Here is a 26,824-nt window from a genome sequence, read left to right as displayed (position 1 = left end):
GTCTCGGGCGCGGGATCAGTCGAGCGTGGGGCCGGGGCGGACCGGGTGCGGTGCGGGGTCCAGCAGGTGGCGAAGCCGGGCGCCCATGGCGTCCCAGCGCCATTGCCGTTGCACCCAGGCTCGACCGGCCGCCCCCATGGCGGCGGCCGCGTCGCGGTCGGCGAGGATCTCGACGATGGCGTCGGCCACGGCCACCGGATCGCCGCCCTTGACCACCTTGCCGGTCTCGCCCTCACGCACCGTTTCGGGGGCCCCGCCCGAATCGCCCGCCACCACCGGCACCCCGGACGCGGACGCCTCCAGGAAGACGATGCCCAGTCCTTCCACGTCCAGGCCGAATCCGCGAGTGCGGCAGGGCATGGCGAACACATCGCCGATGGTGTGGTGGGCGGCCAGTTCGGCCGACGGCACCCGGCCGGTGAAGACCACGTCATCGGCCACGCCCATGGCCTGCGCGAGGGCCCGCAGCTTCTGCTCGTACGGGCCGCTGCCCGCGATGACCAGCACCGCGCCGTCGATCCGCTCCTTGATCCAGCGCATGGCCAGGATGAGCACATCCTGACCCTTGCGCGGGACCAGCCGGGACAGGCACAGAATGGTCGGCCGGTCGCCCAGGCCGTAGCGGGCGCGCAGTTCCGCCCGCGCCGCCGGATCGGGTGCGAAGGTCTCCGAGTCCACGGCGGGGGGCAGATACTCCAGCGCCGACTGCGCCCCGAAGGCCGCCGCGAACCGCCGCCGCGTGTACTTGCTGACATAGGTCACCACATCGGTGTGATCGCCGATCACCCGCAGCGCCTGCCGCGAGCCGGGCAGCATCGACCAGCCCACCTCGTGCCCGTGCGTCGAGGCCACGATGCGTTCGGCTCCCGCGCGCCGCAGCAGGGGCGAGAGCAGCGCCAGCGGCGCGGCCGCCCCGAACCACACGCTGTCGCACTGCTCGTCGCGCAACAATTTGCGGGTGCGCCGCAGCACCAGCGGAGAGGGCAGCATGAGCGTGGTGGGATGCCGCACCACCTGGAACGGCTGCTGCGCGTCGAATTTCCAGTGGCTGTCGCCCCGCCAGCGCGGCGCGTACACCACCAGTTCGTCCGCGGGCAGCTGGAGGGCGAGCGCGTGCAGGTACGACTGGATGCCGCCCGGCCGCGGCGGGAAATCATTGGTAACCAGGAGAGTTCGCCCCATGCCCTCAAACTACTGCACCGGCCCCAGCCGCCCGGTCCGCACCGCCCACCGATCACGCGATGTCGTATGCATAGGTGTCGTATGCATATATGCGCGCGCACCGCCGATGACGGGACCGGCCCCGACGCATAGGCTGCCTGAGCATGAATTCACTTGCCGGACGATTGATGTCGATCGTGGCTGGGCAGCTCGGCCATCCCAGCGGCCCCCTCGGAAAAGTCGTGGCTCTCATGCTCAATCGCGGTAACCGGGCCACGGTCGCCGCGGCGGTCGAGGCCGCCGAGGTGACGGCGGGCGATGTCGCGGCCGATATCGGCTTCGGCGGCGGCGTCGGACTGCCGCTGCTGCTCGAGCGCGCCGGGACCGACGGGGTGGTGTACGGCGTCGAGATCTCCACCGACATGCTGACCCGCGCGAAATCCCGCCATACCGCCGAGATCGGGTCGGGTCGGCTGCGCCTGCTCGCGGGCTCACTCGACGACCTGCCCTTCGACGCCGACAGCCTCGATGCGGCCATCACCGTCAACACCCTCTACTTCGTGGAGGACCTGGACCGCGCCTGCGCCGAGCTGGCCCGGGTGCTGCGCCCGCGGGGCCGCCTGGTCGTCGGCGTCGGCGACCCGGACGCCATGGCGAAGATGCCGTTCACGCCGTACGGGTTCCGGCTGCGCCCGGTGGCGGACCTGGAAGCGGCGCTCGTCCGGGCGGGATTCGACGTCCGGGAGACACCGCTGGCGGGCGCACCCGTGCCGTTCCATCTCCTGACAGCCCGGCCGAAGGTGTGAGCGCTACGCCCCCGCCGCCGTGCGCGTGACGATCCACGATCGCCAGCGGGCGAGGAAACCCTCGCGAGGGGTCCCCAGGGTGTCGCGCAGGATGTCGTCCACGGCTGCGACGTCCTTGGGACCCGTCGCGAGGGAGCGATACAGGTTCAGCAGTACGGGCTCACCGAACTCGTCGGCAATGAAAGCGCAGGCGGACCACGCCTGTTCGTAGGCGAGTGCGGCCTGCCCACCGCTCGGCGCGAAGGCCGCGTCCGCGGGCAGTTCGCGCGGCAGCTCCCCGGCGCGGGCACGCGCGGCCAGGGTCGGCGCGATCTCGGCGGCACCGCGCTCGCCGCCGCGATGCGCCGCGTATTCGGCGAAACCCTCGACCATCCACTGCGGGGACCCGTCCGCGGTCACCGCGCGCGTGGCGATATGGGTGAGTTCGTGCCGCAGCACCGATCGCAGCCCGTCGGGCCCGAGGCGGTCCCCGGATTCCGGGCCGAACACCACCCGCTGCCCGGCCGGCCGGCTGCCGGGCCGGAACGGATCGGCGACGGTCGCGGCCGCCACCTCGGCGGGCACCTCCCCCGCGGTGTTCGTGAGTCCGGCGAACTCCGCCGGGCTGGAGGCGATCACCACCACGGGAGCGCGTGACCAGTCGGTGCCCCACAGCGCGGTCACGGCCGCGGTGGCGTCGTCGAGTTCCGCCGCCAGGATGTCGACGGCGGCGCGCTGCGCCGGATGCCCGAGCACGATCCCGGCCCGCCCGTCCCGGAGGGCGACGGTCTCGCTGACCACCTCCCCGTAGGACGCCATACTCCGCCGCACCCGTTCCAGCTGCGGATCGGCGACCACGCTCGACTGCGGCGTCGCGGTGGGCGGCGTACCGGCCCGCAGTGTCGGCACCACCGTGGTGGGCAGCAGGAGCAGCGCACCGCAGGTCCCGGTCAGCGCCGTCACCATGACGACGGTCAGGACGAACTGGAAGCGCCGACGCGCACCCAGCCATCCCCGCAGCCCGCGCAGCGTACTCATGCGGTGCCGTTCCGGGCGTGAGCGCGGCATTGCGTGGTGTCGCCCCGCTGCTGCCTCCGCGCCACACCGCGCATGCCGTGTCCTTCCGGGTGCCAGCGCCGCGTGGTCACACGCCGCCGCCCGCTCCGCGCCCGACCGTTCATGCCCGCCTCGTACTCAGTACCGTCGCGCTCAGTACCGTCGCGCCGAATGGAAGGGTGTGGAGCCCATCGGCGCGACCGCGACCGGCACGCCGAAGGTGGAGGCGTGCAGCATCAGACCGTTGCCCGCGTAGATGCCCACATGTGACACCTCAGGGTAGAAGAACACCACGTCCCCGGGCTGTAGATCGGCCTGCGACACCGGCGTGCCGAACTGCGACTGCTGCTGGCTGGTGCGCGGCACGTTCTTGCCGACCTGCCGGAACGCCCACTGCACCAGGCCGGAGCAGTCGAACTGGTCGGGACCGACCGCACCCCAGACATAGGGTGCGCCGACCCGGGTGAGCCCGGCGGCCAGCGCGCTGGTGCCGCTGCCGGGCACCAGCCCGCGCAGTAGGGTGTCGCGGTCGAAGCCGGGCGGGAACACGGATCCGGCGAGTGCGGACTTGTCGCTGGCCGACAGCTGCCCCCAGGCGGCGATGACCTGCGCGATGGAACCCTGGAGTTCGGAACGCTTGTGCTCGAGGTCGGCGCGCACGGAGTCGGCCCGGGCGCGCGCGGCGTTGGCGGCGTCGGCGGCGGCGCGGGCGGCGGATTCGGCGGCGGCCGCCGCATCACTGACCTTCTTGTATTCGCCCAGCTGCGCGTCGGTGCGGCTGCCGACCAGCGCCAGCGTGGACATCTGGTCGAGCAGCTGCTGCGGTGAGCTGCTGGCCAGCAGCGCGGTGAGCTGATTGTTGCGGCCGCCGGTGTAGGCGGCGGCCGCGGCGCGGTCGATGACCGGCCGGTACTTCTCGATCTCGGCGCGGGCGTCGCCGAGAACCCGGGCGGCCTCCGCGGCCGTGGCATCGGCGGCCTCGGCGGCAGCGATCTTGGCGTCGAGGTCGTCCTGGGCGTTGAGCGCGGCCTGATTGAGCTGTTCGGACTGCCGTGACAGATCCACCAGGGTGGTGACGGCCTCACCGGCCGTGGCGGGGGCGGCGACCGGGTCGGCGGTGGCCGCACCGCCTCCGTAACCGGAGACGACTATGACGCCGACCGTCAGCGCCCCGCCCACGAGTCGTTTGGTTCGCTGTGTCCGATGCTGCGCTGCCACCGTCGGCGTGTCCCCGTCTCTTACCCCGAGTTGGAAAGATAGGTCTCGATAAGGTTACGAAACGGCGGCCGTGCGTGTCCAGTAGGGCACGAAAAGGTCACGGCCGCCGAGGACTTCGCAGGTCAGACCCGACGGGCTCCGGTGAACGGCATGGAGGAGATGGGGGCCACCTTCACCGGCTGACCGGAGGTCGAGGCGTGCACGACCTCGCCGTTGCCGACGTAGATGCCGGAGTGGCCGCCGCCGTAGAACGACACGATGTCGCCGGGCTGCAGCGCGTCGTAGGACACCGGGGCGCCGGCATTGAGCTGTTCGTAGCTGGTGCGCGGCAGCTGCACACCGGCCTGGGCGTAGGACCACTTCACCAGACCCGAGCAGTCGAAGGCGTTCGGGCCCGCGGCGCCGTACACGTACGGGGCGCCGACCTTGCTCAGCGCGGCGTCGACGGCGAGTTCGCCCGCGGTCTTCTGCGGGGCGACGAACGGGGCGGGCGCGGGCGGCACCTCGACACCCGGAATCGGCGGGATCACGACCGGAACGGACTCCGGCACGCCCGGAATGCCCGCGGGCAGCTGAACCTGATCGGGGACGTCGAAGGTGCCGACGCCGGGGATGGTCACCGGCTGCGCCGATGCGGGGGCGGCGGGCAGCAGCAGCGCGCTCAGCGTGGCAGCGCCGACGGCGCCGGCCGCGACGGCCCGCTGCGCACTGCGCTGCACGCCCCGGGCCTGTCGCTTGACGGTGTTGGTCGCCATGGTGAGGTACTTCCAATCTGCCCCGCGACGCCGCACCGGTTTGGTGGGTCGGACTCCGCGAGGTCTCAGGAAGATTACGAGCCGATAACGGTGGTTTGTAAACCCGAAGTCGTACCCGGACTACGCCAAATTGTTGACCACCCCTATTTCGGTGCGACAAATATCACAGCAATCACGAAACAATAACGACAGCCGTTTCACCGGGAGCGCCGCGACGGCTACCGGTCGAGAGCGCGCGCCCATCCATAGCGTGCTCTATCTCGGCTATTACCGAATATCCCCAGGTCGGGTAGATAGTCATTGATCAGGACACGCCCGACCTCGCGACCCGCCACGGCGACAGGCCCGGCAACCCGATCGAACACGCCCGGCGACCCACCGGACCATCCGGTCGCCCCGCCGGGATTGATCGACCATTCGAATAACTGTGACCCTGGTCACAAAGAAGCATACTTTCGCAATTCGGGTCGTTCATCTCGAGAATCTCGGTCAGATAAACGGACATTTCCGTCGCGGAAATATGTCGGACCTCCGGCCTACGCTTGCAGGCCGTGCCCGAGCAGCTGGCCTTCGACGACCTCGACACTCCGCTCTACGCCACGACTTTCGTGGTCGTGGACCTGGAGACCACCGGAACGAGCCCGGAGGGCGACGCCATCACCGAGATCGGCGCGGTGAAGGTGCGCGGCGGCGAGGTGCTGGGCGAGTTCGCCACCCTGGTCAACCCGGGACGTTCGATTCCACCGCAGATCGTGCAGGTCACCGGCATCACCACGGCCATGGTCTACGACGCGCCCCGCATCGACGCGGTGCTGCCCGGCTTCCTGGAGTTCGCCGCGGGCGCGGTGCTGGTGGCCCACAACGCGCGTTTCGACCTCGGTTTCCTGAAGGCGGCCGCGCTGCGCTGCGAGCTGGCCTGGCCCGCGTTCCAGGTACTGTGCACGGTGCGGCTGGCGCGGCGGATCCTGGGTCGCGACGAGGCCCCCTCGGTGAAGCTGTCGGTGCTGGCGCAGCTGCTGGGCGCGGAGACGACGCCGACGCACCGCGCGCTCGACGACGCCCGCGCCACCGTGGACGTGCTGCACGCGCTCATCGGGCGGGTGGGGAATCTGGGCGTGCACAGCCTCACCGAACTCGTCGACTATCTGCCGGAGGTCACGCGGCAGCATCGTGCCAAACGAGTGCTGGCGGTGGATCTTCCGGCCGCACCGGGGGTGTATCTGTTCCGCGGGCCCGCCGATGAAGTCCTCTACATAGGGACGGCGGTGAATCTGCGCCGCCGGGTGCGCGGCTACTTCACCGGTTCGGAGACCCGGCCGCGGATGCGGGAGATGGTGCGGCTGGCGACCCGGATCGACCACGTGGTGTGCGCGCACGGGCTCGAGGCCGGGGTGCGGGAGCTGCGGCTGCTCATGGCGCACGCGCCGCCGTACAACCGCCGGTCGAAGTTCCCGCAGCGGGCGTGGTGGCTCACGCTCACCGAGGAGCCGTTCCCCCGCTTCGCCGTCTCCCGGACCCCGACGCGATACAGCCTGGGGCCCTTCACCTCTCGGACGGACGCGACGGACGTGGGGGCGACGGTCGCCGAGTACACCGGCCTGCGCACCTGCACCGCCCGCATCCCGCGCGACGGTCGGCACGAGTGCCCGCCCGCCGTGGTCGGCGGTTGCCCGGCGAGCGCCCGAAACGCACCCCTATATATAGAGGAGTACAGCCGCGCTCCGGAGACGGTCCGCGCGCTGTTCACCGGGCGCTGCGACGAGCCCCTGCACGCCATCCGCGCTCGCATCGAAAGCTATTCCAGCGCAGAGACTTTCGAATCGGCCGCCCGGCTGCGCGACCGCCTCGTCGCCGTGCTGCGCGCGCTGCGCCGCACCCAGCGCCTCGCCGCCCTGGCCCGCATCCCCGAACTGATCGCCGCCCACCCCGACGGCGCGGGCGGCTGGGAGTTCGCGGTCATCCGCCACGCCCGCCTGGCCGCCGCCGGAACCGCCACCCGCGGCGTACCCCCCATGCCCGTCGTCGACCACCTGGTCGCCGCCGCCGAAACCGTCATCCCCACCCGCCTACCCGGCAGCACGCCCCCAACCCCAGCCACACCCGATGCTGCCGCACTCGCTCCAACCCTCCCGCTCGACACCCCCGCCCCACCCCCGCGTCCCGCACTCGGCACACCAGACCACGCCCCCTCCCAGCCACCCGGCACACCTGACCACACTCCCCGCCAGCCACTCGGCACACCCGGCCATACCCCCTGCCAGCCACTCGGCGCACCCGGCCATACCCCCTGCCAGCCACCCGGCGCACCCGGCCATACCCCCTGCCAGCCACCCGGCGCACCCGGCCATACCCCCTCCCCGCCACCCGGCACACCCGGCCACGCACTCACCTCACCCGACCACGCACTCCGCGCACCCGACCGTGTATCCCCGGCCGACGTACTCGACAACGACTCGTATCCCCCACTGCGCGGCGCACTTCCGGAGGAGGCCGCCCTCCTCGCCCGCTGGCTGGAGCAACCAGGCACCCGCATCGTCCGCACCTCCGACGGCTACGGCGAACCCCGCCTCGGCGCAGGCGCATGGACGACCTGGCTCGACCGTGCCGACGCGGCGATCCGCGGTGAACAGCCAATCGACGGCCACGGGTGACATGCGCCTCGCGGCTCCCCCCGCCCACTCCCGCAACCATTGCGAGGGGGAACCGGTGGCGGCCTCCTCTCGGCCGTTGCCGCCACCAGTTCCCCCTCGCGGGTGCGGGCCTCGGTCACGGCCGCCCCCGTACGCGTGGGTGAACGCCTCGGCCACCTTTCGATGGCGGACGTGACCGCGTCTCGAAGCGCACCGAGGGCTGAGCCTCTGGACACTCGAATCTCGGCTCGTCCCGCCGCGCTCACCCCATCCGTCGCACGGTCAGGTCGGCGAGGTGCCGGACCATGGTGCAGCTGGCGTGGGGGTGGGTGACGACGCCGCGGTAGGACCATTCGAAGAAGTCGTCGCCGAGTTGGACGGCGAGCACGCAGACCTCGCGGGTCGGGCCGTCGGGGGCGTGGGAGCGGAAGCCGGGGTGGCCGGACAGGGTGAGGGAGCGGATGTCGCGGCCCCACAGGGTTTCCCAGGCGCGTTCGCGGTCGATGGGGCTGCCGCGGTAGGACGTGAAGGTCACATCGGTGTGCTGCGCGGTATGGAACCAGCGGCAGGTGACGGAGTTGCGAAAGATATCGGAGGGTTCGGAAAGTCCGGTGGTGGAACGTATCTCGGCATCCGTCACATGACCGCACTCACCGGTGAACGGACCCGGCGCCGCCACCCGCACCGGCGGCCGATCGACGGCTTCCTCCCGCGCGGCCTCGGACCCGCAGGCACCGGTCAGCAGCGCGCACGCTCCGACCAGGAAGACGGCAACCCCCCGCATACCCCTCGATGCTACCGACGCCCCGGCCGCAGCGGCGGGCGGGCGCGATCCAATACAGTGGCGTCATGATTACCGCGATCGTGCTCATCCACGCCGAGGCCGCCCGCATTCCCGAGACCGCGCAGGCGCTGGCCGATATCGACGGCGTGACCGAGGTGTATTCGTGCGCGGGCGATGTGGACCTGATCGCGATCGTGCGGGTGCGCGATCACGAGCAGATCGCCGAGGTGGTGACCGGCAGGATCAACAAGACGGCGGGGGTGCTGCGCACCGTCACCAATATCGCCTTCAAGTCCTATGCCCGCGCCGATGTGGAGGCGGGATTCTCCATCGGCGAGTAGAGCGGGGGGAACCCAACGCCCCGGCCTCATTCGCGTAGCCGCGCCCCCACCGTGGTGAGCGCGGCGAGCGCCATCGGGGCGGCCACGATGAACACGGCCGCGAACAACCCGGATTTGGCCAGAGCGTCGCGCATGCTGAACTCCTCACTCGAGCCGGCACGCATCCGTGTCGGGTGCGTCAGCACGGCTGGCAATCCGTGCACCCTAACGTGGCGACCGGGCACCGACCGATCAGCAACACACCGGCTACGCGATAACGACGCCGGAACCGGTCAGTCCGAACCTCTCAGTCGGTACCGAGTTCATGGCTGAGCGCCGCCCACCGATCGAGCAGCCCGGCCGCCGCCCCGGAGTCGACCGCGGTCGCGACCCGCTTCAACGCCCCGGCCAGCCTGTCGTGCAGATCGGCCTCGACATCCTCGAGTTCGAAGGCGACGATGGCCGCCGCCGCGTTCAACAGCACCGCGTCCCGCACCGGTCCGGGCTCACCCGCCAGCATGTTGCGAGCGATGACCGCGTTCATGGCGGCGTCCCCGCCTTGCAGCGCGGCGGCCTCCACCCGCGGAATCCCGAGTTCGACCGGGTCGATGGTGACGTGGCGGCGCTGCCCGCCCGCGACCACCCACACGTCGGTGGTGTCCACCGTGGTGATCTCGTCGAGTCCGTCGTTGCCGCGCACCACCAGCGCCGAGGCCCCGCGCTCGGTGAACACGCCCGCGTAGGTCGGCAGCAGATCCTCGAAGGCGCACCCGATGAGCCCCGCCCGGGGCTGCGCCGGATTGGTCAGCGGTCCGAGCACATTGAATACGGTGGGGATGCCGATCTCACTGCGCGCCGGTCCGGCGAATCGCAGTGCCGGATGGAACATGGGCGCGAAACAGAATCCCACCCCGACCTCACGCACGCAGCGTTCCACCGCTTCGGGGCCGAGCGCGATCTTCACGCCGAGCGCTTCCAGCACGTCGGCCCCGCCGCTCTTGGAGGACGCCGCCCGATTCCCGTGTTTGACCACCGGCACCCCGCTGGCGGCCACCACGATCGAGGACATGGTCGAGATATTGACGCTGCCGGAACGGTCGCCGCCGGTGCCGACGATATCGACGGCACCGAGGTCGAGCCGCACCCGCCGGGCGTGGGCGAGCATGCCCGAGGCCAGTCCGCTCAGTTCGGACAGCGAGGGGCCCTTCATCTTCATGGCCACGCCGAAGGCCGCGATCTGGGCGGAGGTGGCGTTGTCGGTGAAGATCTCGTTCATCGCCCACGCCGCCTCCTCCGTGGACAGGTCGCGTCCCTCGGTCAGGATGGTGAGGATTTCCCTCCAGCTGCGCGCGCTCATGCTTCTCTCTCCCATTGCTGGCGGTTCCGGCACACCAGTGCTCCCCCAGCAGCCTAGTGCGCCGGGCGAGGGTTTTTCCCCCGGGCGGTACCGGCTTTCACTGCCAGGCGGTCCATCCGAGCGCCGTTCCGTCGTGGCGCTGCGCCAATCCGGCCATGCGCGCGCGTTCCTGTGAGCAGTGCAGGGCGTCGAGCAGCTGCACGCGCTGCAACACCACCTCGCACGGATCGCCGTCGCCGCGCTCGTGCACCGAGTATCCGTCCTGCGCGGCGATGGCGGCCGCGTTCTCCACCTGCGCGGCGGGCAGCCGCAGCAGGTGCCGCAGCACGGCGGGCCGTTCCGGCGTCCAGCCGGTGGCCCGCTCCAGCGCGGTCGAACAGGCTTCGGCGTCATCGAAACTCGATGCCACCTCCACCAGATCGGCGTCGGCGGGGTCGAGTCCGGCGGCCGCCGGCCGCCCGAACAGCCGCCGCCACCAGGTTGTCGAGGCCATATCACCCTTTCCGCGAGTCCGGAATCACCGGTTCCACTCTTGCCTTTTTCTCAGGCGCGTGCCCTACGTTGGGTGTCGTCACCGCCCCGGGCCCGACGAGCAGCGCGAATGCCCTGCTCATGAGACACGCCGGGCATACCTCGAGAGGGCCTCTCGCGCTGCGGTTTCCGACACGCGCCCCGAAGATTCCTACCCGGCTACACCTGTCGTACTACAACAGGTCATACTTACCGGCGTGACGACCGCAGTAGGGACCCCAGGATCGGCCATTACTCAGCGTGTGCATTCGCTGAACCGGCCCAACATGGTCAGTGTCGGTACCATCATCTGGCTGTCGAGCGAGCTGATGTTCTTCGCCGGCCTGTTCGCCATGTACTTCGTTGCTCGCGCGCAGGCCAACCCCGAACTCGGCTGGCCGACGGAGCCGACCGAGCTGAACATGGCACTCGCCGTGCCTGTCACCGCGGTGCTGGTCGCCTCGTCCTTCACCTGCCAGATGGGTGTTTTCGCGGCGGAGAAGGGCGATGTGTTCGGCCTGCGGCGCTGGTATTTCATCACTCTGCTCATGGGCACGTTCTTCGTGGCGGGCCAGGGCTACGAGTACTACCACCTCGTGCACGAGGGCACCTCGATCTCGAGCAGCGTCTACGGCTCGGTGTTCTACATCACCACCGGCTTCCACGGCCTGCACGTCATCGGCGGTCTGATCGCCTTCGTGTTCCTGCTGGTACGCACCACGCTCAGCAAGTTCACCCCGGCGCAGGCCACGGCGGCGATCGTCGTCTCCTACTACTGGCACTTCGTCGACATCGTCTGGATCGGGCTGTTCGCCACGATCTACTTCGTCCGCTAGTTCCGGACGAGAGCTTCTGCACAGTCGGTTCCGTCTACTCCAAAGGGACACAGATGAGTTCATCTCCCCCGTCAGCGCCAGATCCCAGCGGCCCCGGGATCGGCAGCGCGCAAGAGAATCAGGCCACCAAGGTCCGTAGGCAGCGACGCAGCAAGCGGCGCTTCGCGGGCGGCCTGGTTCTGCTGATGGGCCTCGTCGGAGCCGGCTTCACGGCCTCGGCGCTGACCCCGGACGCCCAGGTCGCGACCGCGAACGAGGATCAGTCCGCGCTGCTGCGCGAGGGCAAGCAGATCTACGACACCTCGTGTGTCACCTGCCACGGCGTCAACCTGCAGGGTGTAGAGGATCGCGGCCCCAGCCTGATCGGCACCGGTGAGGCCGCGGTCTACTTCCAGGTCTCCACCGGCCGCATGCCCGCGGTCCGCAACGAGGCGCAGATCATGCGCAAGCCCCCCAAGTTCGATGCCCGCCAGACCGACGCGCTGGGCGCGTACATCGCTGCCAACGGCGGCGGCCCGACCGTGGTGCGCGACGCCGACGGCGAGATCGCGCAGGAGTCGCTGATCAGGGGCGCCGACCTGGGTCGCGGTGGCGAGCTGTTCCGCATGAACTGCGCGTCCTGCCACAACTTCACCGGCAAGGGTGGCGCGCTGTCGTCCGGCAAGTTCGCGCCGCCGCTGGAGCCGGCCAATGAGCAGCAGATCTACACCGCGATGCTCACCGGCCCGCAGAACATGCCCAAGTTCTCCGACCGGCAGCTGACGCCGGAGGAGAAGCGCGACATCGTCGCCTACGTCAAGGACCGCACCGAGACCCGGGCCGAGGGCGGCTACGGCCTCGGCGGCTTCGGCCCCGCCACCGAGGGTCTGGCCGCCTGGATCGTCGGCATCACCCTGCTGGTCGGTTCCGCCATGTGGATCGGATCTCGGTCATGAGCGCGTCAGGCCCGGAGGCGGCAGCGCAGCGTAACCACGGAGGGCCCGGGCACATGACCCAAAGGACGCAGTCATGAGCGAAGAGGAGCGAAACAGCATGGGGGACCACCCCACGCCGCAGACGGATCTGACCGAGGAGCAGCTCGACGCGCTGTCGCGGGACGAACTGGTCGAACTCGGCACGAAGATGGACGGCGTCGATGTCGCCTATCGCGCGCCGCGCTGGCCGGTGCCCGGCACCCGGGCCGAGAAGCGGGCCGAGCGCCAGGTGGCGATGTGGTTCGGCATCTCGGCGCTGTCGGCCGTCGCGCTGATCGGTGTCTTCCTGTTCTGGCCGTGGAGCTACAAGTCCCGCAATGACGAGGGCAACGCCGCCTACAGCCTCTACACCCCGCTGGTCGGTCTGTCGCTGGGTATCGCGGTGCTCGCCATCGGCATCGCGGTGGTGCTGATCCGCAAGAAGTTCATTCCGGCCGAGATCTCCATTCAGGACCGCCACGACGGCAAGTCCTCGGAGACCAACCGCCGCACCCTGGCCGCCGAGCTGCAGGACGCGCTGGACACCTCCACGCTGGCCCGCCGCAAGATGATCACCCGCACCGCGGGGCTCGGCGCGGGCCTGCTGGGCATCGGCGCGCTGTTCGTCTTCGTCGGCGGCATGGTGAAGAACCCGTGGGCCAAGGGCGACAAGTCGCCGCTGTGGGTGTCGGGCTGGACCCCGGACTACCCGGGCCAGACCGTCTACCTGCGTCGCGACACCGGCCGCATCGACGACATCGTGCTGGTGCGTCCGGAGGATCTGGACGCGGGTTCGATGGAGACCGTCTTCCCCTGGAAGGAAGAGTGGCGGGGCGACGCGCACGAGACGCTCCAGTCGCTGCGCGGTATCCGCAACTCCGTCATGCTGATCCGCCTGCGCACCGCGGACGCGGAGAAGGCGATCAAGCGCAAGGGTCAGGAGAGCTTCAACTACGGCGACTACTTCGCCTACTCGAAGATCTGCACCCACCTGGGCTGCCCCACCTCGCTGTTCGAGCAGCAGACCAACCGGATCCTGTGCCCCTGCCACCAGTCGCAGTTCTCCGCGACCGAATGGGGTAAGCCGGTCTTCGGTCCCGCCGCCCGTGCGCTGCCGCAGCTGCCGATCACCGTCAACTCCGAGGGCTACCTGGTCGCCAACGGCGACTTCATCGAGCCGCTCGGACCGGCCTTCTGGGAGCGTCGTTCATGAGCCCAAGCAAAGCGGCCGCACAGGCCAACGAGATCGACGAGCGGTATCACGCCGCGGCCTTCATGAAGCGTTCGATCAACAAGGTCTTCCCGACCCACTGGTCGTTCCTGCTCGGTGAGATCGCGCTCTACTGCTTCATCATCCTGCTGCTGTCGGGTATCTACCTGACGCTGTACTTCGACCCGTCGATGGCGCACGTCACCTACGACGGCGCGTACCAGCCGCTGCGCGGCGTCGGCATGTCGCGGGCGTACGAGACGGCCCTGAACATCTCCTTCGAGGTGCGCGGCGGTCTGTTCGTCCGGCAGGTGCACCACTGGGCGGCGCTGCTGTTCGCGGCGTCGATCATCATCCACCTGTTCCGCATCTTCTTCACCGGCGCGTTCCGCAAGCCGCGTGAGGCGAACTGGGTGATCGGCTCGCTGCTGCTGATCCTGGCCATGTTCGAGGGCTTCTTCGGCTACTCGCTGCCCGACGACCTGCTGTCGGGTACCGGTCTGCGCGCGGCCTTCTCGGGCATCACCATCGGCGTTCCGGTGGTCGGCACCTGGCTGCACTGGCTGATGTTCGGCGGCGACTTCCCCGGCGACATCATCATTCCGCGCTTGTACATCGCGCACGTGCTGCTGCTGCCGGGCATCATGCTGGCGCTGATCGCGGCGCACGTGGCGATCGTCTGGTACCAGAAGCACACCCAGTTCCCCGGTCCGGGCCGCAAGGAAACCAATGTGGTGGGCGCCCGCATCGTCCCGGTGTTCGCCGCGGATCAGGGCGCGTTCTTCTGCTTCACGCTGGGCATCATCGCGCTCATGGGTGGTCTGCTGCAGATCAACCCGATCTGGAACCTGGGTCCGTACAACCCGTCTCAGGTCTCGGCGGGTTCGCAGCCGGACTTCTACATGATGTGGACCGACGGTATGGCGCGTCTGATGCCGCCGTGGGAGATCTACATCGGCAACTACACGGTGCCCGCGGTGTTCTGGGTGGCGCTGGTGATGGGTCTGGTGTTCACGGTGCTGATCGCCTACCCGTGGATCGAGAAGCGCCTCACCGGTGACGACGCCCGGCACAACCTGTTGCAGCGTCCGCGCGACGTGCCGGTGCGCACCGGTATCGGCGCCATGGCCATCACCTTCTACGTGGTGCTGACCGTCTCCTGCGTGAACGACATCATCGCGTTCAAGTTCGACATCTCGCTGAATGCCACCACCTGGGGCGGTCGCATCCTGCTGCTGCTCGGCCCGCCGCTGGCGTACTTCATCGCCTACCGGTTCTGCATCGGCCTGCAGCGCAGCGACCGCGCGGTGCTGGAGCACGGTGTCGAGACCGGTGTGATCAAGCGCCTGCCGCACGGCGAGTACATCGAGATCCACCAGCCGCTGGGCCCGGTGGATTCGCACGGCCACCCGATCCCCCTGGAGTACCAGGGCGCTCCGGTGCCGAAGAAGATGTCCAAGCTGGGTTCGGCCGGCAAGCCGGGTTCGGGCTCCTTCCTGCGGGCCGACCCGCCCGCCGAGATCGAGACCAACGCGCAGCTGGCGCACCAGGAGGAGCACGACATGCTGGCGGCCCTGGAGGCGGCGCAGGATGACGGTTCCAGCGGAAAGCACAGCGACCACTGAGTTCTCACTGAGCAGAGTTCTCACTGATCGTCACAGGGCAGGGCCCCGAGTCGGAGTCGACTCGGGGCCCTGCCTGTTTCGTCTCGAGCTGTTCGGCTCGGGCCTGCCGCTCCACCACGAACGGCCGGCGCCGGTTGTCGGTTCGCGCCAATGCGTACGTATTTCGCGGATTCGCCTATCGGCGGGCACGCCACGGGTGATCATTGATCGAAAAAGTGAACCGGCTACTTGTCACATCTTGTGGTCAGGAGGTCACCCCCATGTTCGATCCGTTCCTTCCCCCCGCCCCCGTGCTGCGGCACACAGCCCGCGCGGTCGCGCGGCTCGTGGTCACGGGTGCGGCCCTGACCGCCCTGGCCCTGACCGCGGCCCCGGCGCTCGCCGAACCCGCCACCCCGGAACATCCGTCCACCGGAATCACCGACGAGGTGCTCGCCGCCATCGACACGGTGACGACGGTGCGGCTTCCGGGGCTGCAGCTGCCCGCGCTGTTCACCCCGAACACCGCCATCGTGGTGCTCGGCTACGGGCTGCTGCCGGACGGCTCCATGCGACCGGAGCTGATCAACCGGCTGCACGCCGGGTACGTCTCGGCGGTGCTCTCCCCCGCCGCACCGGTCATCGTCACGGGCGGCAATCCGCGCAACGGCGTGCCCGAGGCGGCGGCCATGGCGGAGTGGCTGATCGCGCGCGGCATCCCGCCGCAGCGCATTCATGTCGAAACACAGGCGAATTCGACGGTGCAGAACGCGGCCTTCTCGGCGAGGGTGATGGCGGCCATCGGCGCGACGACCGCCATCCTCATCACCTCCGCCGATCACATCGGGCGGGCGCTGCACAACTTCCAGGCCGCCGGAATTCCGGTGGTGGCGACCATGACCCCCGATGAGACGCCGCTATCGGCGCAGCCGTTCGGCTCCGGACGGTGACGCCGCGGGCTCACACCAGATAGCGGGAGATGCTCTCGGCGACACAGGCCGGACGTTGCGCACCGTCGAGTTCGACGGTGACGGTGCGTTCGGCCTGCACCCCACCCGGGACGTCGGTGACGGAGTCCAGCCGCAAGCGCGCCCGTATCGCCCCGCCGGCCGGGACCGGGGTGATGAAGCGAACCTTGTTCAGCCCGTAGTTGATTCCGGCGCTGGCACAGCGCACCGTCATGATCTGCTGGGTGAGCGGCACGATGAGCGACAGGGTCAGGAATCCGTGCGCGATGGTGCCGCCGTAGGGTCCGGCGGCGGCGCGGTCGGCATCCACGTGAATCCACTGGTGGTCCCCGGTGGCCTCGGCGAACAGGTCGATGCGCCGCTGATCGACGGTGAGCCAGTCGCTCACCCCGATCTCGGTGCCGACGGCGGCGCGCAGGGCATCGAAGTCCGCGAACTCGGTCATGCGTCGCACTCCTCACAGTCCCGCATCACAGTCCCATATCCTTGGCGATGATCATCTTCATCACTTCGCTGGTGCCACCGTAGATGCGGTTGACACGGTTGTCGGCGTACAGCCGGGCGATCGGGTACTCGTTGATGAATCCGTAGCCGCCGTGCAGTTGCAGGCAGCGGTCGATGACGCGGGCGGCGACCTCGGTGCAGAACAGCTTGGCCGAGGCGGCGTCCGCGGGAGTCAACTCCCCGGCGTCCAGGGCGTCGAGCGCGCGGTCCACCACCGCCTCGGCGGCGTCCACCTCGGCGCGGCAGGCCGCGAGCTCGAACTTGGTGTTCTGGAAGCTCGCCACCGGTTGCCCGAAGACACTGCGCTGCCGGGTGTATTCCTTCGCGAACCGCACCGCCGCCTTGGCCTGCGCGTACGCGCCGACTGCGATGGACAGTCGTTCCTGGGGCAGATTACGCCCGAGGTAGGAGAACCCCTGATGTTCCGCGCCGAGCAGATCCGCCACCGGCACCCGCACGTCGGTGAAGGTGAGTTCGGCGGTATCGGAGACCTTCAGCCCCAGCTTGTCGAGTTCGCGTCCGACGGTGTAGCCGGGCGAGGAGGTGTCCACGACGAACAGCGAGATGCCGTGGCGGCGGTCCTGTTCGGTGGGCGGCGCGGTGCGGGCGCAGACGATCACCCGGTCGGCGTGCACGCCGCCGGTGATGAAGGTCTTGGACCCATTGAGCACGTAGTGCGTGCCGTCCTCGGACCGGGTGGCGGTGGTGCGCATACCGGCCAGGTCGGAGCCGGTGCCGGGTTCGGTCATGGCGATGGCGAACATGAGTTCACCGGTGACGAAGCCCGGTAGCCAGCGCTGCTTCTGCTCGGCGGTGGCGAGGGACCTCAGGTAGGGCAGGCAGAGCCCGACATGGACGCCCGATCCGCCGAAGGACACTCCGGCGCGGGCGGTCTCCTCCATGAGGATGGCCTGGAACTTGAAGGATTCGATGCCCGCCCCGCCGTACTCCTCGGGCACCTCGATGCCGAAGACGCCGAGTTCGGCGAGCTTGTAGTAGAACTCGCGGGGCACGATGCCCTCGGCGTACCACTTCTCGTAGACGGGAACCACCTCGGCCTCGATGAAGGCGCGCGCCGTCTCCCGGAAGGCGTCGTGGTCGGCGGTGAAAACCGTTCTGCGCATGATGTTCTCGATCCCCTAGAGACGGCGTCCGCCGTCGACGTAGATGGTCTGGCCGGTGACGAAGGCGGCATCGCCGGAGGCCAGGAAGGCCACCGCATTGGCGATGTCGGCGGGCCGCCCGACCCGCCGCAGCGGTGTGATCGCGGCGGTCTCGGCTTGCAGCTCTTCGGAACTCACGCCGATGCGCGCGGCGGTGGCGGCGGTCATCTCGGTGACGATGAAGCCCGGCGCGACGGCGTTGACATTGATGCCGTACGGCCCGAGTTCCATGGCGAGGGTGCGGGTGAAGCCCTGGATGCCCATCTTGGCGGCACTGTAGTTGGCCTGCCCGCGATTGCCGAGCGCGGAGACGCTGGAGGTGTTGACGATCTTGCCGGAGCGCTGGGCCACCATATGCCGCTGGGCCGCCCGGCTGCACAGGAACGCGCCGCGCAGGTGGACCGACATGACGGTGTCCCAATCCGCCAGCGACATCTTGAACAGCAGGTTGTCGCGCAGCACCCCGGCATTGTTGACCAGGATGTCCAGTGATCCGAGGTCGGCCGCCACCCGGTCCACGGCGGCGTCCACCTGGTCCTCGGCGGTCACGTCGCAGGCCACGGCCACGGCCTTGCCGCCAGCGGCGGCGATGGCGTCCACGGTCGCGGCGCAGGCGGACTCGTCGAGGTCGGCGACCGCCACGACGGCCCCGTCGGCGGCCAGCCGCGCGGCGATGGCCGCGCCGATCCCACGGGCGGCACCGGTCACGAAGGCGACCGGCTGTGTTGAATTCCCGGGGTCGGGAGTCCCGGGCGCGGGACTCGGGGACACAGAACTCGGGGACGCAGGACTCGCGGGCGCAGAACCCGGGGACGCAGAACCCGGGGACGCGGGACTCGGGGACGCAGAACTCGCGAGCACAGGACTCGCGGGCGTGGGATTACCGTGCGTGGGATTCGCGGTCATGGAATTCTCCTGTCTGGCACAGTCGTTCGAGCGGTACCGCGCGGTGCGCGGTTCACGCGAAGGCGTTCACGCCGGTGAGGGCGCGGCCGATGAGCAGTTTCTGGATCTGGCTGGTGCCCTCGTAGAGGGTGAGCACGCGGGCGTCGCGCAGGTACTTCGACACCGGGTACTCGTCGATGTAGCCGTAGCCGCCGAAGACCTGGATGGCATTGTTCGCGGCCTTGACCGCCGCCTCGCTGGCGAAGAGTTTGGCCATGGACGCCGCGGTGCCGAACGGCTTGCCGCGCTCGACCAGATCCGCGACGCGCCAGGTCAGCAGCCGCGCGGCGTCGACCTCGACGGCGATATCGGCGAGCAGTTCCTGGACCAGCTGGAAGGACGCGATGGGTTTGCCGAACTGCTCGCGCTCCCCCGCGTAGCGCACCGACGCCTCCAGGCAGGCCCGCGCCACGCCCACGCAGCCCGCCGCGACGCCCATGCGGCCTTTGTCCAAGGCCCCCATGGCGATCCGGAAGCCCTGGCCTTCCGCGCCGAGTCGCGCCGTGTCCGGTACCCGGACGCCGTCGAGCACCAGTTCCGCGGTGGCCTGCCCGCGCAGGCCGAGTTTGCCCTTGATCTCGGTACGGTCGAATCCCGGTGTGTCCGTGGGCACCAGGAAGGCGGTCACGCCCTTCGGCCCCGGCCCGCCGGTGCGCGCGAAGACGAGCGCGACGTCGGCGCGGGTGCCGTTGGTGATGAAGATCTTGGTGCCCGACAGCACCCAGTCGTCGCCGTCGCGCACGGCGCGGGTGGTCAGCGCGGCGGCGTCGGATCCGGTGCCCGGTTCGGTGAGTCCGAAGCAGCCCAGGGAGGTTCCGGCGCACAGCGGCGGCAGCCAGCGCGTGCGCTGTTCGGCGCTGCCGTAGGTCTTGATCGATGTGGCGACCAGGCCCAGCGATACCGAGACGATGCCGCGCACGGCGCTGTCCCCGCGACCCAGTTCCTCGAGCAGCAGGCAGTAGGCCAGGGCGTCGCCGCCGGAGCCGCCGTACTCCTCGGGTATCTCGATGCCGAGGAAGCCCATCTCGCCGAGTTTGCCGACGATCGCCGGATCGACCGCTTCGGCGCGGTCCCACTCGGTGGCGAAGGGTACGACTTCCCTGTCGACCCACGCCCGGGCGACCTCCCGCAGTTCGCGGTGTGCGTCGCCGAGTTCGAAGTCCATCTCCACTCCTAACCGAACAGTGTTAGGTTTAACGCCGCAGACGGTATCCCAACGTCGTTCGGTTGATCAAGAGCCGGGTGATAGGTTCGGCTCCGACGAGAGAGGGGAGGCCGATGGCCAGGCCGAAGGTGCCGCTGCTCAGCCGCGACCGCATTCGCGAGACGGCGCTGGCACTCGTCGACCGTGACGGCCTCGGCGCGCTGTCCATGCGCAAACTGGCCGCCGAGCTGGGGGTGCAGGCCGCCTCACTGTACGGCCACTACCCCACCAAGGACGATCTGCTCGACGATATCGCCCGCGGCATCATGAGCCGGGTCGACACCTCGGCCTTCGCGAGCGGCGACTGGCGGCACGGGCTCATGGAGTGGGCGCGCTCCTATCGCGCGGCCTTGGTGGCGCATCCGAATTTCGTGCCCTACCTGGCCTCCGGGCCGGGGCAGCGGGAGGAGAACCTGCGCGCGGCCGACGCGGTGCACGGCGGGCTGGTGGGTGCGGGCTGGCCGCCGCGCGAGGCCACCATGATCGGCGCGGCCACCCGCTACCTGGTCATGGGGTCGACCGTCGGCTCGTTCTCCCGCGGTTTCGTCGACGATGCGCGGGTCTACCGCGACCGCTATCCGCATCTGGAGCAGGCGCACCTGCTGCGCGCCCGCGCCGACGAAATCGACGCCGAGAGTTTCGAACTGGCCCTGACGACCTTCGTGGCCGGGTTGGGGCTGCGCGTCGACAGCCCCGACCCGGCCCGACCCGCTCAGCACGTCGCCGACTAGGCGAACTCCGCGCGCACCTGATCCTCGGTCAGCCCGTAATCGGCCAGCGAGTACCGGTGCGCGGGCTTGCGGTCACCGGATTTGCTCTCCGCGTCGAGCGCGAGCATGGCCGTGCGCGCCGCATCGGTGAGTTCCATGCCGAACGCCTTGTAGATGGTCTCGATGGTGCCCATCGGATCGGCCCGCAGATCCTCGAACTGGATGTCGAGGAACTGGTCGGCGCGGTAGCGCGCCCGCGCCGCGCTGAACTCCCGCCAGCCGCGCGACCACAGTTCCAGTTGCGCCGCACCCAGTTTCGCCCCGCCGAAGGAGTTCGACCAGCCCTTGGTGGCCTGCTCGGACAGACTGCACGAGGAGCCGACGATGGTGACCGGATCGCGGTGAGTCTGGATGATGAGCGCGTCCGGGTACACCCGCATGAGCGCGTCCAGGGCGAACAGGTGGCTGGGATTCTTGAGCACCCAGCGGCGCTGGTCGTTCAGGCCGATGAGTTGCAGGTTCTTCCGGTGCCGCACATAGGCATTGGTCCAGTCCTGGCCGCGCAGCCACCGCGAGTAGGTGGGCAGGTGGGCCAGGCTCTCGTAGGCGATGGATTTCACCGTCTGCCGCAGCAGCTGCCAGCATTCCTCCACATCGGCGGCGCTCATGTAGTGCACGCCCATGAATTCCGGATTCTCGATGCGGTGCTGGGCGAACCCGGCGTCGATGCGCTGGTAGACCGGATTGTCGGCCCAGGTGTCACGCGGCGGCCGGGGCTGCGGGAACTCGGCCAGCCACATCTCCAGGGCCTGATGCGCCGGATCGGCGGCCAGCAGCCGGTGCAGGGCCGTGGTGCCGGTGCGCGGCAGGCCGGTCACGAAGATGGGCCGGGTGACCGGGGTGTCGGCACAGCCGGGATGGGCCCGCCAGGACGCCTCGCTCAGGGCCCGCGCCACCAGCGCTCCGCGCAGGAAGTAGCGGCTCATCTTGCTGCCGAGTTCGGTCAGGTCGGCGTCACGCCGATAGGACTCCAGCAGCACACCGAGCGCCTCGGTGTAGTCGTCGGCCCCGAAATCGGTGAGGCCGCAGACCTTGGTGGCGGAGGCGTGCAGGTCCTCGACCGTTCCGACGCCGGTACGTCCGCTCATCGTCATCGTCTCCTCAGCTCTCAGACGTGGTATTCGCCGCAGTTGACATCGAGGGTCTGCCCGGTGATGGCGCTGGCCCACGGGGAGGCCAGGAAGACCACGGCGCGGGCGATCTCGTCGGGTTCGGGCAGCCGCTTCAGATCCGATTTGGCCGCGGTCTGCTCGTACACCTGCTCCGGGGTGATGCCGTACTTCTTGGCGATCTCGCCGAAGTACCACTTCAGCTGGTCGTTCCAGATGTAGCCGGGGGCAACGGTATTGACCCGGATGCCCTGCGGGCCGAGTTCGGTGGCGAGGGTGTGCGACATGGCGTGCAGCGCGGACTTGGCGAGTTTGTAACTGCCATAGCGGGGTTCGGAATGCCGCAGCACCGCCGAGTTGATCATGACGACACTGCCCTTGGACTCCGCCAGCGCCGCGGTGAACGCCTGGGTCATCCGCAGATTGCCGAGCACGGTGAGGTCCAGGCTGTCGCTTATCTGCTGGAAGTCGGTGCGCTCCAACGGTTTCATGGACGGCACCGCGAAGGCGTTGTTCACCAGCACGTCGACGCGGCCGAAGGTGTCCAGGGTGCGCGCCACCAGATTGCGCACCGCCTCGTCATCGGTGATATCGGTGGGCACGCAGAGGGTTTCGGCGCCCGTCGCCTCCAGTTCGGCCGCCACCTCCTTCAACCGCGATTCGGTGCGCGCGGCCAGCACCACCGTGGCTCCGGCGGCGGCGGATTCGGTGCAGATGGAGCGGCCGAGGCCGGGGCCGACGCCGCTGACGACGACGATCTTGCCGGCCAGCATGGGGTTGTTCATGGGCATTCCTGTGTGTCGTAGGGGTGAGCCGAGCGGTGATCAGCCGAGTTGCCGGTCGGCGAAGGCGCGCTGGCGGGCGGCGATGCGCTCACGCCAGCCCGCGGCGTCGATGCGGTTGTGCTCGTGGTGCGGCAGGTGGGCGGCGAGTTCGTCGAAGGACACCACCTCCGCCACCGGGCCTTCCTCGGGGGTGATGGGCCGATCGGTGCGCTGCCAGCGGAACTGGAGAATGCCCCGGCTCCGGCCGGTGGTCTCGATCCAGTTGGCGACGCCCGGATCGCGCGCCGACACCACCATGCGGACCATGTCATCCGGATCCACCTGTGCCTGCGCGTGATTGAGGCTGGTCTGGTGGTTCACGTAGTCCAGCGAGATGTACCACATGCTGCCCAGCTGGAAGCCCAGGTACGGAGCGCGCGAACGCGGGATGGTGATGACGAGCGCCTGGTCATCGGTGAGGTCGTAGTGGCCCACCGAGGAATACTGGGTGCTCAGTCCGCCGGGGGTGAGCCGGGGTGCGGTGAGGGTGTTGACCGGAAGGTCGAGATAGAACCACTTGGGGAAGTTGAACCAGGTGTGGATGCGCGACAGCAGCATCTTCCCGGCGGCCCGGTAGCGCTTGCGCAGTTGCGCGGTATCGGGTTCGGCCGGGGCGGTGCCGACGGTGTCCACGCGTTCGATGCGGATGCGGCCCTTGGTCTCGTTCGCCCAGTCGCCGTACACCTCCCGCACGGCCAGCATGGACGCGCCCTCGCCGAGCACGAAGTAGTTCGGCCCCGGATTCTCCTTGGGTGGGCCGAACCGCAGCCGGTAGCTCCCGTCGGCGTCGATCTCCAGTCGGCGGTCGTCGAAGGCGTCGTCGCCATTCGGCACGTCGGTGGCCGTGTAATCGCCCTTGAGCACTTGGAAACTCAGGTCCACGGTGGTGCCGCGCACCCCGGTCAGCACGTATTCGGCGGTCGGCTCGATATTCGCGTGGTAGTAGAGGGTGTCCGGGTTGTCCAGGCCCATCTTGGCGTGCGGCCCGGTGGAGCTGACGAAGTACGGATGCGAGGTGCCGTGCGCGCCGGACAGGCGCAGACAGGCCGAGATGCTGGCGGCCAGGTAGTCGTAGCCCTCGGCGAGGTCGGCGTCGGTGCGGATGAAAGGCGCTGCGGCGACGAGCTTCTCGGCCTCGGCCACGGCCGCCAGGAAGGGTTCGGTCAACGGCGGCGCGGCCTGCTCCAGGCCGGTGCCGGAGGCGTCGGGGGCATTCGCGGTGTCGGATGCGGTCATCGGTGGTCAGCGATTCCTAGCTCTCGGCGGATGAGTTCGGCGATGGCGGTCGGGGTGCCGTCGGCGGGGGTGAGCACCAGATCGGCGTGTGCGGGGCGCTCGTACGGGGAGTCGATGCCGGTGAACTGGGTGATCTCACCGGCGCGGGCCTTGGCGTAGAGCCCCTTGGGATCCCGGTCTTCGCAGGTCGCCAGCGGGGTGTCGACGAAGATCTCGTGGAACTCCAGCCCCCTGTCGGCGTGGATGCGGCGGGCGTTCTCCCGCTCGGCGGCGAACGGGCTGATCAGCGAGACGATGGCGATGGTGCCGGAATCGGCGAACAGCGCCGCGATCTCGGCCACCCGGCGGATGTTCTCCCGCCGCTCGTCATCGCCGAATCCCAGATCGTCGTTGATGCCGTGCCGCAGATTGTCCCCGTCGAGCAGATAGGCGGGGCGGCCCGCCGCGATGAGCTGGCGCTCCAATTCCACGGCGATGGTGGACTTCCCGGAGCCGGACAGGCCGGTCAGCCACAGCGTCTTGCCCTGGGACAGCCGCTGGGTGCGCGCCACCGCCGACCGCTGCCAGGTGACCGGGCCGCGACGGGTGGCCGGCTGGACCGGCGTGCGGCCGGTGATCATGCCCGCGGCGACGGTCTGATCGGTGTGCTCGTCGATGAGGATGAAGCTGCCCGTGGCGCGGTTGGCACGGTAGGGGTCGAACAGGATCGGCTGCGTGCTGTGCAGGGTCACGCGGCCGATGTCGTTGAGCGCCAGGCGCGGCGCGTCCTCCACCCGGTGCAGCGTGTTCACGTCCAGCCGGTAGTCGAGCGTCCGCACCCGCACCTGTGCGGTCTGGGCGGCGGTGCGGATGGTGTAGCGGTCGCCGGGGCGCAGTTCGGTGTCGTCGGAGAACCAGCACACCATGGCGTCGAGTTCCCGGTCCTGATGGGGCTGATTGCCGGGGCGGGCGAACATGTCACCGCGGCCGATGTCGATCTCGTCGTCCAGGGCGAGGGAGACGGCCATGCCGGCGAAGGCTTCCTCCACCTTGCCGCCGCCCGGTCCCCAGATCTGGGCGACGCGGGTGGAACGGCCCGAGGGCAGCACGGTGATCTCGTCGCCGGGTTTGAACACGCCGCCCGCGATGGTGCCCGCGTAGCTGCGCCGCGTCTCCCCGCTGGGGCGGATGACGTACTGCACCGGCAGCCGGGCGTCGATGAGATTGCGGTCCGAGGCGATGTGCACATCCTCGAGGTGACGCAGCAGCGGCGGGCCCGGGAACCACGGGGTGTGCGCGGAGGGTTCCACCACATTGTCGCCGTGCAGGGCCGACAGCGGCAGGAAACTGAGGTCGCGGACGTCAAGTTTGGTGGCGAAATCGGCGAATTCCTCGCGGATCTCGTCGAAGCGGTCGCGGGAGAAGTCCACCAGGTCCATCTTGTTCACGCACAGCACCAGGTGGCCGACGCCCAGCAGTGCGGACAGGAAGGCGTGGCGGCGGGTCTGCTCGGAGACTCCCTTGCGGGCGTCCACCAGAATGAGCGCCAGATCCGCGGTGGATGCCCCGGTGACCATGTTCCGGGTGTACTGCACATGGCCCGGGGTGTCGGCGATGACGAATTTCCGTCGGGGCGTGGCGAAATAGCGGTAGGCGACGTCGATGGTGATGCCCTGTTCGCGTTCCGCGCGCAGGCCGTCGGTGACCAAGGACAGGTCGGGGGCCTGGTCACCGCGCGCGGTGCTGAACATCTCGATGGCCGAGAGCTGGTCGCTGAAAAGCGCTTTGGAGTCGTAGAGCAGGCGGCCGATGAGGGTGGACTTGCCGTCGTCGACGCTGCCCGCGGTGGCAATTCGTAACAGGTTGCGGCGCATCAGAAGTAGCCCTCTCGCTTGCGATCCTCCATGCCGGAGTCGGAGATGCGGTCGTCGGCGCGGGTCGCGCCGCGTTCGGTGAGGCGGGTGACGGCGGTCTCGGCGATCACCTCGGCCGGGGTGGCGGCGGTGGATTCGACGCAGCCGGTGCAGGTGGCGTCGCCGACGGTGCGGAAGCGGACCGTGCTCTCGTAGCGCCGCTCCCCCGGGCCGATGGTCAGGAAACGGTTGGCGGCCAACAGCATTCCGTCACGCTCCACCACCACGCGGCGGTGCGCGTAGTACAGCGACGGCAGCTCGACGGCGGCGGAGTCGATGTACTCCCAGATATCCAGTTCGGTCCAGTTCGACAGCGGGAACACCCGGATGTGCTCGCCCTTGCGGTGCCGTCCGTTGTACAGATTCCACACCTCGGGACGCTGGGCGCGCGGATCCCAGGCCCCGTACTCGTCACGGAAGCTGAACACCCGTTCCTTGGCGCGGGCCTTCTCCTCGTCCCGGCGCGCGCCGCCGAAGACAGCGTCGAAGCGGTGTTCGCCGATGGCACGCAGCAGGGTGGCGGTCTGCAGGCGGTTGCGAGTCTCGCCCGGCCGCTCCACCACCCGTCCGGCGTCGATATCGTCCTGCACCCGTGCCACCAGCAGGCGCGCGCCCAGCCGTTCGGCGGTGCGGTCCCGGAAGTCGATCACCTCGTCGAAGTTGTGCCCGGTGTCGATGTGCAGCAGCGGGAAGGGCAGCGGGGCGGGCCAGAACGCCCGTCGCGCCAGTTCCAGCATGACCGCCGAATCCTTGCCACCCGAGAACAGCAGTACCGGCCGCTCGAAGGTGGCCGCGACCTCTCGGATGATGTGCACCGATTCGGCCTCGAGCGCTGTCAGATGCGACAGCTCGTACCCCGTGGGCATCACGTCACTCACCTATCGCGCCGAACTCCGCCCGAACCGTCTCCCGAGTTGCCCTCCGGAGTTGCGGTGTCGAATATTCGACGCTATTGTTCGATAATGTGACACCGACGATAGGCGGGCAGCCTGACGGCGGTCAATACCCGATGCTGGATTACCGTGCCCCG

The 26,824-nt window shown here is 69.3% G+C and carries 25 protein-coding genes; 9 read left to right on the top strand and 16 right to left on the bottom strand.

Translation table 11 applies throughout. The features are described from left to right. Positions 1-15: 15 nt before the first annotated feature. Positions 16-1,182 carry a glycosyltransferase family 4 protein gene (locus QMO76_RS01820; protein ID WP_306359364.1) on the bottom strand — a complete coding sequence of 389 codons (1,167 nt, stop codon included), beginning with the start codon at positions 1,180-1,182 and terminating at the stop codon, positions 16-18. Positions 1,183-1,325: 143 nt separating this feature from the next. Here QMO76_RS01820 and QMO76_RS01815 point away from each other — a divergent pair, with 143 nt between their 5' ends. Then, the gene (locus QMO76_RS01815) at positions 1,326-1,967 is read left to right on the top strand and encodes a class I SAM-dependent methyltransferase (RefSeq protein WP_306359363.1); all 642 of its coding nucleotides are present in this window, start codon (positions 1,326-1,328) and stop codon (positions 1,965-1,967) included. Positions 1,968-1,970: 3 nt separating this feature from the next. Here the strand turns inward: QMO76_RS01815 and QMO76_RS01810 are convergent, their stop codons facing one another. From QMO76_RS01810 to QMO76_RS01800, 3 genes are all read right to left on the bottom strand, one after another. Continuing rightward, entirely contained in the window at positions 1,971-2,984 is a 1,014-nt protein-coding gene (locus QMO76_RS01810) for a peptidase MA family metallohydrolase (protein ID WP_306359362.1), read from the bottom strand. A 171-nt stretch (positions 2,985-3,155) separates the two neighbouring features. Further along, on the bottom strand, positions 3,156-4,220 hold the full coding sequence (locus QMO76_RS01805) for an NlpC/P60 family protein (protein WP_306359361.1): 1,065 nt from the start codon (positions 4,218-4,220) through the stop codon (positions 3,156-3,158). A gap of 122 nt (positions 4,221-4,342) precedes the next feature. Continuing rightward, positions 4,343-4,975 carry a C40 family peptidase gene (locus QMO76_RS01800; protein WP_306359360.1) on the bottom strand — a complete coding sequence of 211 codons (633 nt, stop codon included), beginning with the start codon at positions 4,973-4,975 and terminating at the stop codon, positions 4,343-4,345. 542 nt (positions 4,976-5,517) lie between these two features. Between QMO76_RS01800 and QMO76_RS01795 the strand changes: the two genes are divergently transcribed. Continuing rightward, positions 5,518-7,626, top strand: coding sequence for a DEDD exonuclease domain-containing protein (locus QMO76_RS01795; RefSeq protein WP_372341868.1), 2,109 nt, complete (start codon positions 5,518-5,520; stop codon positions 7,624-7,626). Between the two features lie 241 nt (positions 7,627-7,867). On the opposite strand, the gene QMO76_RS01790 is transcribed toward QMO76_RS01795, so the two are convergent. Next, entirely contained in the window at positions 7,868-8,389 is a 522-nt protein-coding gene (locus tag QMO76_RS01790) for a DUF3558 domain-containing protein (protein WP_306359358.1), read from the bottom strand. A 65-nt stretch (positions 8,390-8,454) separates the two neighbouring features. Here QMO76_RS01790 and QMO76_RS01785 point away from each other — a divergent pair, with 65 nt between their 5' ends. After that, positions 8,455-8,730 (top strand): Lrp/AsnC family transcriptional regulator, encoded by a 276-nt coding sequence (locus tag QMO76_RS01785; RefSeq protein WP_029929370.1) that lies wholly within the window; start codon positions 8,455-8,457, stop codon positions 8,728-8,730. Between the two features lie 286 nt (positions 8,731-9,016). Here QMO76_RS01785 and trpD read toward each other — a convergent pair whose 3' ends face one another. Together trpD and QMO76_RS01775 are read right to left on the bottom strand one after the other, a co-directional pair. After that, complete coding sequence (trpD, locus tag QMO76_RS01780; RefSeq protein ID WP_306359357.1) at positions 9,017-10,066, bottom strand: anthranilate phosphoribosyltransferase; 1,050 nt, start codon at positions 10,064-10,066, stop codon at positions 9,017-9,019. A 97-nt stretch (positions 10,067-10,163) separates the two neighbouring features. Then, complete coding sequence (locus QMO76_RS01775; RefSeq protein ID WP_306359356.1) at positions 10,164-10,559, bottom strand: hypothetical protein; 396 nt, start codon at positions 10,557-10,559, stop codon at positions 10,164-10,166. A gap of 235 nt (positions 10,560-10,794) precedes the next feature. On the opposite strand from QMO76_RS01775, the gene QMO76_RS01770 reads away from it, so the two are divergent. The 5 genes from QMO76_RS01770 to QMO76_RS01750 all read left to right on the top strand — a co-directional run bounded on the left by QMO76_RS01770 (position 10,795) and on the right by QMO76_RS01750 (position 16,129). Further along, positions 10,795-11,412 carry a heme-copper oxidase subunit III gene (locus QMO76_RS01770; RefSeq protein WP_029929373.1) on the top strand — a complete coding sequence of 206 codons (618 nt, stop codon included), beginning with the start codon at positions 10,795-10,797 and terminating at the stop codon, positions 11,410-11,412. Positions 11,413-11,465: 53 nt separating this feature from the next. After that, on the top strand, positions 11,466-12,347 hold the full coding sequence (locus QMO76_RS01765) for a cytochrome c (RefSeq protein ID WP_306359355.1): 882 nt from the start codon (positions 11,466-11,468) through the stop codon (positions 12,345-12,347). Positions 12,348-12,420: 73 nt separating this feature from the next. Continuing rightward, a complete protein-coding gene (locus QMO76_RS01760; RefSeq protein ID WP_306359354.1) occupies positions 12,421-13,578 on the top strand; it encodes a ubiquinol-cytochrome c reductase iron-sulfur subunit in 1,158 nt (385 codons plus the stop codon). Next, on the top strand, positions 13,575-15,200 hold the full coding sequence (locus QMO76_RS01755) for a cytochrome bc complex cytochrome b subunit (RefSeq protein ID WP_306359353.1): 1,626 nt from the start codon (positions 13,575-13,577) through the stop codon (positions 15,198-15,200). The genes QMO76_RS01760 and QMO76_RS01755 overlap by 4 nt, the downstream gene beginning before the upstream one ends. A 260-nt stretch (positions 15,201-15,460) precedes the next feature. Continuing rightward, positions 15,461-16,129 (top strand): YdcF family protein, encoded by a 669-nt coding sequence (locus QMO76_RS01750; RefSeq protein WP_306359352.1) that lies wholly within the window; start codon positions 15,461-15,463, stop codon positions 16,127-16,129. 10 nt (positions 16,130-16,139) lie between these two features. Here the strand turns inward: QMO76_RS01750 and QMO76_RS01745 are convergent, their stop codons facing one another. The 4 genes from QMO76_RS01745 to QMO76_RS01730 all read right to left on the bottom strand — a co-directional run bounded on the left by QMO76_RS01745 (position 16,140) and on the right by QMO76_RS01730 (position 19,924). After that, positions 16,140-16,592, bottom strand: a complete 453-nt coding sequence (locus QMO76_RS01745; RefSeq protein WP_306359351.1) for a MaoC family dehydratase — start codon at positions 16,590-16,592, stop codon at positions 16,140-16,142. A 25-nt stretch (positions 16,593-16,617) separates the two neighbouring features. Then, entirely contained in the window at positions 16,618-17,775 is a 1,158-nt protein-coding gene (locus QMO76_RS01740; RefSeq protein WP_306359350.1) for an acyl-CoA dehydrogenase family protein, read from the bottom strand. A 15-nt stretch (positions 17,776-17,790) separates the two neighbouring features. Continuing rightward, positions 17,791-18,585: a 3-oxoacyl-ACP reductase FabG gene (gene fabG, locus QMO76_RS01735; protein WP_306359349.1), complete on the bottom strand. Its 795-nt coding sequence runs from the start codon at positions 18,583-18,585 to the stop codon at positions 17,791-17,793. 187 nt (positions 18,586-18,772) lie between these two features. Beyond that, entirely contained in the window at positions 18,773-19,924 is a 1,152-nt protein-coding gene (locus QMO76_RS01730) for an acyl-CoA dehydrogenase family protein (RefSeq protein ID WP_306359348.1), read from the bottom strand. A gap of 113 nt (positions 19,925-20,037) precedes the next feature. Between QMO76_RS01730 and QMO76_RS01725 the strand changes: the two genes are divergently transcribed. Further along, on the top strand, positions 20,038-20,694 hold the full coding sequence (locus QMO76_RS01725) for a TetR/AcrR family transcriptional regulator (RefSeq protein WP_306359347.1): 657 nt from the start codon (positions 20,038-20,040) through the stop codon (positions 20,692-20,694). On the opposite strand, the gene QMO76_RS01720 is transcribed toward QMO76_RS01725, so the two are convergent. The 5 genes from QMO76_RS01720 to cysD are packed head-to-tail and all read right to left on the bottom strand — an operon-like array spanning position 20,691 to position 26,660. Continuing rightward, positions 20,691-21,827 (bottom strand): sulfotransferase, encoded by a 1,137-nt coding sequence (locus QMO76_RS01720; RefSeq protein WP_306359346.1) that lies wholly within the window; start codon positions 21,825-21,827, stop codon positions 20,691-20,693. The genes QMO76_RS01725 and QMO76_RS01720 overlap by 4 nt on opposite strands. Positions 21,828-21,841: 14 nt before the next feature. Next, on the bottom strand, positions 21,842-22,627 hold the full coding sequence (locus QMO76_RS01715; RefSeq protein WP_306359345.1) for an SDR family oxidoreductase: 786 nt from the start codon (positions 22,625-22,627) through the stop codon (positions 21,842-21,844). Positions 22,628-22,666: 39 nt separating this feature from the next. Beyond that, positions 22,667-23,902, bottom strand: coding sequence for a hypothetical protein (locus QMO76_RS01710; RefSeq protein WP_306359344.1), 1,236 nt, complete (start codon positions 23,900-23,902; stop codon positions 22,667-22,669). Next, a complete protein-coding gene (gene cysC, locus QMO76_RS01705) occupies positions 23,899-25,755 on the bottom strand; it encodes an adenylyl-sulfate kinase (RefSeq protein ID WP_306359343.1) in 1,857 nt (618 codons plus the stop codon). The genes QMO76_RS01710 and cysC overlap by 4 nt, the downstream gene beginning before the upstream one ends. Further along, complete coding sequence (cysD, locus tag QMO76_RS01700; RefSeq protein WP_306359648.1) at positions 25,755-26,660, bottom strand: sulfate adenylyltransferase subunit CysD; 906 nt, start codon at positions 26,658-26,660, stop codon at positions 25,755-25,757. Before cysD ends, cysC begins: the two co-directional genes overlap by 1 nt. Positions 26,661-26,824: the final 164 nt, after the last annotated feature.

The organism is Nocardia sp. CC227C (assembly GCF_030767025.1).
Taxonomy (GTDB): domain Bacteria; phylum Actinomycetota; class Actinomycetes; order Mycobacteriales; family Mycobacteriaceae; genus Nocardia.
This window is presented reverse-complemented; position numbering and strand designations above follow the sequence as displayed.